This window comes from Patulibacter medicamentivorans (assembly GCF_000240225.1).
Taxonomy (GTDB): Bacteria; Actinomycetota; Thermoleophilia; order Solirubrobacterales; family Solirubrobacteraceae; genus Patulibacter; species Patulibacter medicamentivorans.
The window spans coordinates 1-9,310 of sequence record NZ_AGUD01000253.1 but is presented as its reverse complement, the minus strand read 5'-3'; the positions used below and the strand labels follow the sequence as shown (position 1 = coordinate 9,310).

At 76.4% G+C, this 9,310-nt stretch carries 7 protein-coding genes and 1 pseudogene; 5 read left to right on the top strand and 3 right to left on the bottom strand.

What is annotated here, in order from left to right:
* The first annotated feature begins 621 nt into the window (after positions 1-621).
* Both PAI11_RS17955 and PAI11_RS17950 read left to right on the top strand, forming a co-directional pair.
* Positions 622-1,590 (top strand): 1-acyl-sn-glycerol-3-phosphate acyltransferase, encoded by a 969-nt coding sequence (locus PAI11_RS17955; RefSeq protein WP_007577397.1) that lies wholly within the window; start codon positions 622-624, stop codon positions 1,588-1,590.
* Positions 1,590-3,680, top strand: coding sequence for an AMP-binding protein (locus PAI11_RS17950; protein ID WP_007577395.1), 2,091 nt, complete (start codon positions 1,590-1,592; stop codon positions 3,678-3,680). Before PAI11_RS17955 ends, PAI11_RS17950 begins: the two co-directional genes overlap by 1 nt.
* On the opposite strand, the gene PAI11_RS24705 is transcribed toward PAI11_RS17950, so the two are convergent.
* Positions 3,681-4,670: a cupin domain-containing protein gene (locus PAI11_RS24705; RefSeq protein WP_007577393.1), complete on the bottom strand. Its 990-nt coding sequence runs from the start codon at positions 4,668-4,670 to the stop codon at positions 3,681-3,683. It abuts the gene before it with no gap.
* Complete coding sequence (locus tag PAI11_RS17940; protein WP_007577391.1) at positions 4,667-5,137, bottom strand: RpiB/LacA/LacB family sugar-phosphate isomerase; 471 nt, start codon at positions 5,135-5,137, stop codon at positions 4,667-4,669. Before PAI11_RS17940 ends, PAI11_RS24705 begins: the two co-directional genes overlap by 4 nt.
* A 54-nt stretch (positions 5,138-5,191) precedes the next feature.
* Between PAI11_RS17940 and PAI11_RS17935 the strand changes: the two genes are divergently transcribed.
* From PAI11_RS17935 to PAI11_RS17925, 3 genes are all read left to right on the top strand, one after another.
* Positions 5,192-6,658, top strand: coding sequence for a MurL-like N-terminal domain-containing (locus PAI11_RS17935; protein WP_007577389.1), 1,467 nt, complete (start codon positions 5,192-5,194; stop codon positions 6,656-6,658).
* A 134-nt stretch (positions 6,659-6,792) separates the two neighbouring features.
* On the top strand, positions 6,793-8,079 hold the full coding sequence (locus PAI11_RS17930) for a winged helix-turn-helix domain-containing protein (protein WP_050897302.1): 1,287 nt from the start codon (positions 6,793-6,795) through the stop codon (positions 8,077-8,079).
* A gap of 193 nt (positions 8,080-8,272) precedes the next feature.
* On the top strand, positions 8,273-8,794 hold the full coding sequence (locus PAI11_RS17925; RefSeq protein ID WP_007577386.1) for an RNA polymerase sigma factor: 522 nt from the start codon (positions 8,273-8,275) through the stop codon (positions 8,792-8,794).
* A 7-nt stretch (positions 8,795-8,801) separates the two neighbouring features.
* On the opposite strand, the pseudogene PAI11_RS27440 reads toward PAI11_RS17925, so the two are convergent.
* Positions 8,802-9,310 (bottom strand): annotated as a pseudogene (locus PAI11_RS27440) (hypothetical protein); the annotation flags it as partial.

The window sequence follows — 9,310 nt, the reverse complement described above, 5'->3', positions numbered from 1 at the left end:
CCGAGCGGCGGCGATCGGGGCGGGGGTCGCGGCGACGCGCGATCGCGGTCCGGATCGGGACCGCCGGCGACGTCCCCCCAGCCGTGGCGGCGGGGCCGCTCGGGGGGCCCTTCGGGAGGGCCACGCTCGGACGGCCGCTCCCGTGCGGCGTCAGGCGCCGATGGACCGTCGTCGGGGCCGGGGCGCGAGGGTGGCGACCGCGGTCGCGGGCATGGCCGCCGCGATCGCTGAAGAGTGTCAACGCGCCAACTTCGCGAGATCGATCCTGATTCCGCGGTCGCTCGACCGTTGTAGCTCCCGTCGGGTCGTCGCTTCGGCGGCGACCCCGGCACCCACGTGGGTTGCCGGTCGGCCACGACATCCGTGGTCCCATCCGATGGAAGGTCGGGCGGCAGGTCACGGGGCGGCACCGACGCGGCGGGCGGCACACCGCCGCGTCGGTGCCGCCATCCCCCCCGGACCCCCGGGAACGGGGCCTGGCCGTCCCCCCGCGACCGGGCCCCGACCGGGGACTCCGTCGTTGCGGGGCGAACGCTCGACGGCTCGCCGCGCGCTGGGTACGCTCCCGGGGCCGCGAGCGCCGTTCGGCCCCCGCCGGGCGCGCCGTCGCGGCCGCCTCGCATGGCCGATCCGACCTCTCTCACCGACGACGCCGAGACGGCGGCGACCGACGCGACCCCGCACCGGCTGGCGGTGCCCGCCGATGCCGCCCTCGGAGTGCTCGGGCAGCTGGCCGACGCCGCGACCGCCGTCGGGCGGACCGCGCTGGCGCCGGCCCGCGCCGCTCGGATGCTGCCGGCCGCCGGCCGCCGCGGACGCCGACGGCCCCCGGCCGTCGATCTGGACGATCGCGACAGCTACCTGCTGCGCGACCTGATGCCGATCGCGTGGATCGTCTCGAGCCTCTGGTTCCGGGCCGACGTCCGCGGGCTCCACCACATCCCGCACGACCGGCCCGTGCTGCTGGTCGGCAACCACGCGGGCGGCAACCTGACCCCCGACAGCCTCGTCTTCGTGCTGGCGTTCGCGAGCCACTTCGGGCCGGAGCGGCCGCTGCACGTGCTGGTCGCCGACCGCGTCGCCGCGTCGCCGGGGCTCGGGTTCCTGCGCCGGCTCGGGATGCTGCCGGGCAACGCCGAGGCGGTCCGGACGGCGCTCGCCGCCGGGGCCTGCGTGCTCACCCATCCGGCGATCGGCGACGACGCGCGCGCGGTCGACGCCGCCTGCTGCGCCGAGGGCTACGTGCGCCTGGCGCTCGACGCCGGGGTCGAGATCGTTCCCGTGGTCTCGATCGGCGGGCAGGGCACCGCGCTGATCCCGGCCCGCGGCCGAGGGCTCGCGCGCGCGCTCGGAGGCGACCGGCTGGCACGCCTGCTGCCGTGGTCGCCGGGCGTGCCACGCGCGCTCGGCGTGCTCGATCGCCTGCCGCTGCCCAACCGGCTCGCGGTCCAGCTGCTGCCCCCGATCGATCCGGTCGCCCGGTTCGGGCCCGATCCCGATCCGCAGGTGGTGCACGCGCACGTGTCGGCGACGATGGACGAGATGCTCCACGAGTTGCGACGTCGGCGACGGCTCTCGGTGCTGCGCTGATGCGGGTCACCGAGCGCATCGACCTGCCGGTCGACCCCGACCGGGCGTGGCGGGCGGCGATCGATCCGCGGGTGATCCGGCGGACGATGCCCGGGCTCGAGGTCTTCGAGGTCCTCGGCGGCGGCCCGCTGCGGCGCGGCACCCGGCTCCGGACCGTCCTCCGCGTGGGTGCCGCGGAGCTCGGCAGCGAGCTCGAGGTGACCGAGCTGGTCGAGGGACGCGACATCGTCGCCACCGGCGTCACCGGCATCGACCTCCACGTCGGGATCCGGGTCCGGCCGCACGACGACGGCGCCCGGATCGTGATCCGGCTGGGCTACAACCCGCCCGGCGGCGTCCCGGGCGCGCTGGCCGGCGTGATCGCGCTGCCCGAGATGCGCCGTCGGACGCGCGAGATGCTGCGGGCGCTCGGCCGCCAGCTGCTCGACGAGCCGGAGCCGCGACGGCTGCCGAACCCGCTGCGGGTGGCCAGCACGACCGCGCGCTCGGCCCACGTCTTCGCCCGCGCGGGCGTCTTCCGGCCGATGCGTCCGGACAAGTACCTGACGATCGCGCGCCAACTCGGTCGCTGGGGAGCGACGCCTGCCGGCGCCTACTCCGCGGCCGCCGTGCGCGACCCGCAGCGGCTGGCGATCGTCGACGGCGAGCGGGCGCTGACCTACGCCGAGCTCGACGCCCGCTCGACGGCCCTGGCGGTGGCGCTGCGCGATCGCGGCGTCGGCGAGGGGCACCGCGTGGCCCTCGCCGCGCGCAACCACCGCGGCTTCGTCGAGGCGCTGATCGCGGTCAGCAAGGCCGGTGCCGACGCGCTGCTGATGAACACCGGCCTGGCCGCGCCGCAGGTGCGGGCGGTGATGGACCGCGAGCGCCCGACCGCGGTGATCTGCGACGCCGACCTGCTCGAGCTGATCGACGAGGCGCGCGGCGCGACGCCGGCGACGCTGACGCGCGTCGTGTCGGCGTGGGACGACGACCACCGCCCGCGCAGCGGCGTCCGCTCGATCGACGAGCTGATCGTCGAGGGCGCCGGGCGCGGCCTGCGCTACCCGGGCGCTCCCGGGCGGGTCGTGCTGCTGACCTCGGGCACGACCGGGCCGCCGAAGGGCAGCCGCCGCAGCCGGATCCCGGTCGACGCGCCGGTCGCGCTGCTGGACCGGCTGCCCTACCGCGACGGCAGCACCTTCCTGGTCGCTCCGCCGCTGTTCCACGCCTGGGGCTACGTCAACCTGCTGATGGCGCTGCTGCTTGGATCGACCGTCGTCCTCCAACGCGAGTTCGACCCCGAGGAGGCGCTGCGCGGGATCGCTCGCCACGGCGTCGACGTGCTGATCGCGGTGCCGGTGATGCTGCAGCGGATCCTCGACCTCGACCCCGAGCTGCGGGCGACCTACGACCTCTCGAGCCTGACGACGGTCGCCAGCTCCGGCTCGGCGCTGAAGGGCAACCTGGCGCTGCGCTGGATGGACGCGTTCGGGGACGGCCTCCACAACCTCTACGGCTCGACCGAGGTCGGCTGGGCCGCGATCGCCGATCCGGAGGACCTGCGCTCGGCCCCCGGGACCGCCGGCCGGATCCCGCTCGGCGCCACCGTCCGGATCTACGACGACGCCGACGTGCCGCTGCCGACCCACCGCCCGGGGCGGATCCACGTCGGTGGCGCGAACGTCAACGACCGCTACACCGACGGCACGCGGCTGACGCGCGTCGACGGCCTGACCGAGACCGGCGACGTCGGCTACCTGGACGACCTGGGACGGCTGTTCGTCCTCGGGCGCGAGGACGACATGATCGTCTCGGCCGGGGAGAACGTCTATCCGCGCGGGATCGAGGACCTGCTGATCGACCACCCCGAGATCGACGAGGTGGCGGCGGTCGGCGTCGCGGACGCCGAGCTGGGCCAGCGGCTGGCGGTTCACGTCGTGCTCCACGAGGGGTCGACGCTCGACGCCGACGGCGTCCGTGCCTACGTCGGCGCCCAGCGCGCCCGCGTCGACGTGCCGCGCGACGTCCACTTCCACGACGCGCTGCCGCGTGGGGCCACCGGCAAGATCCTGCGGCGCGAGCTGGCGGCGGCCTCGGCGGAGGGCTGATCAGGCCGGCGGGGCGTCGTCGAGCGGGGTCTCGGCGTCCGGCTCTCCATCGAAGTAGGTCAGCGCCGAGATCGGCAGGAAGACGCCGGGCCGGACGGCGATCTTGCCGCTGTCGGGGTAGACGCAGACGTCGCCCGGGACCCGGTCGCCCATCGTCACGTACTCGATCCCCTCGGGGCCGACCTCGATCCGGTGGCCGACGCCGGGCTTCGGCGGTCGCAGCAGGAACGACCCCGGCCGCAGCGGATGGCGCGCGTCGCCGATCCGGGCGACGCCCCCGCCGCGCAGGACGTAGAAGCACTCCTCGGCCATCGTGTGCCAGTGCAGGGGCGTGTTGATGCTGTGCGGCGGCAGCTCGTCGGTGGCCAGGACCAGGCGCTGGGCGCCAGCCGCGCCGCCACCGTCGCGGGTCGCCCAGCGGAAGCGCCCCTGGCCGCCGGTCTCCAGCGGGCAGTCCGCGAGGGCGACGATGCTCGACGGCCGCTCGTCGCTCGCCGCCGGCACCTCCAGCGGCCCGGCCTCGGCGTCGGCCTGGAACGGGTGCGGGCCGTCGGCGGGCGACCAGCGCGGGCCGAGCCAGAACTGCCTGGTCCGCGGCAGGTAGGTGATGCCGGTGCGCGAGCCCTCGGCCAGGACCAGCACCCGCAGCCCGTCGGGGCCGGCGATCAGCGTATGGGCGGGCCCGCCGGTCAGGTGCACCAGCACGTCGCCGGCCCGCACCGGGTAGGCGTGGACGTCGTGGCGGCCGGTCGACTGCCAGCTGAGGCCGTCGCCCTCGAGCACGAGGAAGATCTCCTCCTCGTCGGCGTGGCTGTGGGGCGGCGTCGAGCGCTTGCCCGGCGCGATCTCGATGATCGCCACGCCGAGCCGGTGGGCGCCGGCGGCGGCCCCCAGCCGTCGCCGGCGCGCCTGCAGCTCGCCGACCTCCCAGCCGTTCTCGGGGACGTCGTCGACGTGGATCGGCGGGTCGTGGGGGCCGGCGAGCGTCATCGGGGCTCCGGTCGGTCGGTGGGCGGGGACGCGATCGCGTCGAGGTGGGCGACGTTCGCGCGGTCGTCGGCCTCGTCGCTGGGCGGCGTCGCGAACCAGGCGTCGAGGATCTCGTCCAGCAGCGCCGGGGAGACGCCCCGGAGGCTGAGGGCGAGGACGTTGGCGTCGTTCCAGCGACGGGCGCCGGCGGCCGTCGCCGCGTCGCCGCAGAGCGCCGCCCGGATCCCCGGGACCTTGTTGGCCGCGATCGACGCGCCGGTGCCGGTCCAGCAGGCGACCAGCGCCTGGTCGGCGCGGCCCTCGGCGACGTCCCGCGCGGCCGCCTCCGAGGCCCAGGCCCAGTCGTCCCGCTCGTCCGGGGACAGCGCCCCGTGGACGGCGACGACCTGGTGGCCGCGCTCGCGGAGCGCGTCGGCGAGGCTGCCGGCGACGCCGTCGAGCGCGTCCGACGAGACGGCGATCCGCATCGCGAGCGACCCTATCGCGGGGGTCCGCGGCAGCGCGACCGATACCCTCGATCGGTGTCCGAGCCCAGCACAGCGGCGGTCGCGGCGTTCGATCCGGCGGCGTTCGAGGCGTTCCGCTTCGTGGCGGTCGAGATCGACGAGGCGGCGGCCGCGGTCACGCTCCGCTACGCGCTCGACGACGCCGTCGCGTTCGCCGAGACCGTCCGCTTCGAGGGCGTCGCCTGGCCGGCCGATCCGGCCCGTCGCGAGGCGCTGCGGCGGCTGGCCGGGCTGCTGCACCTGCTGGCGGGCGTCTCGTACTACAAGACCGCGGCACCGCCGGCGATGGTCGTCGAGCCGGCGGCGGGGTGGACCGGCGGCGGGCTCTCGCCGCGGCTGCGGGCGCTGCTGCAGGACGTCTACACGCTCGGGCTGGGCGAGTTCGCCTACACCAACCAGCTCGACGTCCGCGAGCGGGTGGCGTTCCCGGTCGCCGGCGACGAAGCCGCCGTCGACGCGGTCGCGCTGCCCGTCAGCGGCCGGACGCTGGTCCCGATCGGCGGCGGCAAGGACTCGGTCGTCGCGCTCGAGCTGATCGAGCGGGCCGGGCGCGACGCGGTCTGCTTCTCGGTCGGCCGGGCGACGCCGATCGTGCGCTGCGTCGAGGCCTCCGGGCGACCCCACGCCGTCGCTCTGCGCTCGCTGTCGCCGAACATCGGCGAGCTCAACGCGGCGGGGGCGCTCAACGGCCACGTCCCCGTGACCGCGGTCGTCTCGACGATCGCGCTGATGACCGCGGTCCTGCACGGAGCCGACGCCGTGGCGATGGCCAACGAGCGCTCGGCGTCGGAGGGCAACCTGGTCTGGAACGGCCTCGAGGTCAATCACCAGTGGAGCAAGGGCGTCGCCTTCGAGCGCGCGTTCCGCGAGCTGCTGGAGACCGAGGTCGCGACCGGGCTCGACTACCGCTCGGTGCTGCGCCCGGCCAGCGAGCTGGCGATCGCGCGGGCCTTCAGCCGGCTGGAGCGCTACCACCCGCACTTCACCTCCTGCAACGCGGTCTTCCGGCTGGACCCGGCCCGGCGGCGGTCGAACTGGTGCGGGAACTGCCCGAAGTGCCGGTTCGTCTACCTGGCCCTCGCCCCGTGGCTGGAGCCGCCGGCGCTGCGGGCGATCTTCGGGGTCGACATGCTCGACGACCTCGAGCAGTACGACGGCTTCAGCGACCTGGCCGGCTTGCGCGAGCACAAGCCGTTCGAGTGCGTCGGCGAGGAGGCCGAGTCGCTGGCGGCGATGCGGCTGATCGCCGGTGGGCCGGACGGCGAGCCGGTCGCGGGCCAGGAGGCGGTCTCCGGCGCCCGCTCCGGGCGCAGCCCGTGGGCCGACCACGCCGTGGTCCGGCGGCTGCGGGAGGAGCACCTCTCCGGGCTCGGCGCCGACCCCGCGCAGGCCGTGGCGCTGCTGGCGCCGTTCCTGCTCGACGAGCGGCTGCCGCTGCCGGCCGACCTGGCGCCGGTCGCGGAGGCGGTCCTCGGCGCCTGAGGCGGCGGGCTGGCGGGCGCCGCGTGACGTCGCGGTCGCTGGGCGGCCGGAACGTCACATCGACCGACCGGGCCGGTCGGTCGACGGCGGGGCGAACGGACGTTCGATCCGGGCGGCTTGCGATGATCGGCGGGATGGTGGTTCGCTCGACGTCCTCCGCCGAGCCGGCGCCCGCGGCCGACGCGGTCCTCTCCACCGCCCAGGCCCGGCGGATCGCCCTGGCCGCCCAGGGCTTCGCGGATCGCCACCACGCGCGGCCGCCGGCGCGCGTGACGATGGCGCACCTCCAGCGCGTGATCGACCGCATCGGCCTGCTCCAGATCGACTCGGTCAACGTCCTCACGCGGGCGCACCACCTGCCGCTCTTCAGCCGGATCGGGCCCTACGACCTGGGCCTGCTCGATCGCGCCGCCGGTCGCCGGCCGCGGCGGCTGGTCGAGTACTGGGCCCACGAGGCGTCGTTCGTGCCGCCGGAGACCCATCGCCTGCTGCGGTGGCGGATGGAGCGGGTGCAGGACGAGGCATGGGGCGGGATCCGTCGCGCCGGCCAGCTGACCGAGCTGGTCGCCGCGGTCGAGGCCGAGATCGCCGACCACGGGCCCCTGACCGCGGTCGAGCTGGAGCGGCGGCTGGCGGCGGACCACCAGGTCAGCCGGCGCGAGAGCAACGGCTACGGCTGGAACTGGTCGCAGGCCAAGCGCGTGCTCGAGTACCTGTTCTTCTGCGGACGGGTGACCTCGGCCGGGCGCACGGCGCAGTTCGAGCGCCGCTACGACCTGCCCGAGCGAGTGCTGCCACCCGCGGTGGCGCAGGCGCCGACCCCCGACCCGGCCGACGCGATGCGGGAGCTGGTCCGGATCGCCGCCCGCGCCCACGGCGTCGCGACCGAGCAGTGCCTGCGCGACTACTTCCGGCTGCGCCCGGCGCAGGCGCGCCCGGCGATCGCCGAGCTGGTCGACGCGGGCGAGCTGCAGCCCGTCCGGGTCCAGGGCTGGTCGCGGCCGGCCTACCTGCACGTCGACGCGCGGCGACCGCGGCGGGTCGCCGCTCGCGCGCTGCTGGTCCCGTTCGATCCCCTGATCTTCGAGCGGACCCGGACCGAGGCCCTGTTCGACTTCCGCTACCGGATCGAGATCTACGTCCCGCGGGAGAAGCGCGTCCACGGCTACTACGTGCTGCCGTTCCTGCTCGGCGAGCGGCTGGTGGCGCGGGTCGACCTCAAGGCCGACCGCGGCGACGGCCTGCTGCGCGTCCAGGCCGCTCACGGCGAGCGCGACCTGCCCGGATGGGACGAGCGGCAGGTCGCCGACGAGCTGGCGGCGGAGCTGCGGTCGATGGCCGGCTGGCTCGGGCTCGACGGCGTCGCCGTCGCCGATCGCGGCGACCTCGCGGCGGCGCTGGCCGTGGCGGTCGCCGGGTAGCACCGACCGGGCGGGAGCGCTGGTACCAGGCGCCAGAACGGGCGCGCGCCCGCGCCCGACTCCCCGGGACTGTCCGCCGCGGCGCTACGGTGCTCGCCGTGGCGCCGTTCGACGTGCATCGGCTGCGGGGAGGCCGTTCACGGCCCGCCGCGGCGTGCCGCGACGCCGATGCCGGGCGCGGAGGCCACGGCGGATGAGCGCCCGGCCCCACCGCCTCGATCCCGACCGGGTCGTCGAGCACCTGCCGCGCCTGTACCGGGCGGCGCGGGCCTGGACCGGATCGCGCGAGCAGGCCGAGGACCTGGTGCAGGAGACCTGCGCGCAGCTGCTGGCCCGTCCCCGCCTGGTCCGCGGCGACGACCTCGGCTACCTGCTGCGGGCCCTCCGCAACACGATGATCAGCGGTCACCGCAGCAGCCTGCGGCGGCCGCAGACCGCGCTGCTGCCGGACGACCTGCCGGCGTCGGACCGGCTGGGCGACCCGGTCGCGGCGCTGGCCGGTCACGAGCTGCGGCGGGCGATCGCCGCCCTCCCGGAGGCGTTCCGGGACGCGTTCGTGGCGGTCGACGTGGTCGGGCTCTCCTACGACGAGGCCGGACGGCTGCTGGAGGTCTCGGCCGGCACCGTCGCCAGCCGGCTGTCACGGGCCCGCGACCGGCTGGCGCGCGAGCTGGACGGGACGTCCGACGATCCGGGCGAGCGGCGCGCCGAGTGACCCGGCGTCAGTAGACGAGCGATCCGCCGTCGCGCCACGAGGCCAGGCGCAGCAGCTCGGCCGGAGCGGCGTCTCCGGCGAGCACGCAGGTGCGGCCGGCGCGGCGCCAGGTGACCGTCGCCTGCCCGTCGACCCGCAGGCCGCGGTAGACGACGCCGCGCCGGACGCTGCGGGTCGCGGTCGCGGGCTCGTCGAGCGCGGACTCGTCGACGATCGCGTAGCCGATCCGCTGGCCGCCGCGGCGGTACTCGACGGTCGTCACGTCGCGGCCGTCGACGGTGGTCCGCCGCACCCCGCTGGCCCGCCACCCGAGCCGGCGCCAGTCGGGGAAGGTGATCTCGCCGACCTGGACGTCGAGCAGCGTCCCGCCGGGCAGGGCGGCGGGCGCGGGGCCGGGGAGGTCGCGGACCGCGATCCGGGCGACGTCGGCGACGGCCGGGGCGGGGTCCGAGCCGCCGACCGCCAGCACCACGACGAGCAGCGCCGCGACGGCCCCGGCGGCCGCGCCGAGCGGGA

Bases quoted from the DNA above. Each gene is read 5' to 3' on its own strand.
- PAI11_RS17950 (WP_007577395.1), top strand. From the start codon at position 1,590: ATGCGGGTCACCGAGCGCATCGACCTGCCGGTCGACCCCGACCGGGCG.
- PAI11_RS17940 (WP_007577391.1), bottom strand. From the start codon at position 5,137: ATGCGGATCGCCGTCTCGTCGGACGCGCTCGACGGCGTCGCCGGCAGC.
- PAI11_RS24705 (WP_007577393.1), bottom strand. From the start codon at position 4,670: ATGACGCTCGCCGGCCCCCACGACCCGCCGATCCACGTCGACGACGTC.
- PAI11_RS17925 (WP_007577386.1), top strand. From the start codon at position 8,273: ATGAGCGCCCGGCCCCACCGCCTCGATCCCGACCGGGTCGTCGAGCAC.
- PAI11_RS17930 (WP_050897302.1), top strand. From the start codon at position 6,793: ATGGTGGTTCGCTCGACGTCCTCCGCCGAGCCGGCGCCCGCGGCCGAC.
- PAI11_RS17955 (WP_007577397.1), top strand. From the start codon at position 622: ATGGCCGATCCGACCTCTCTCACCGACGACGCCGAGACGGCGGCGACC.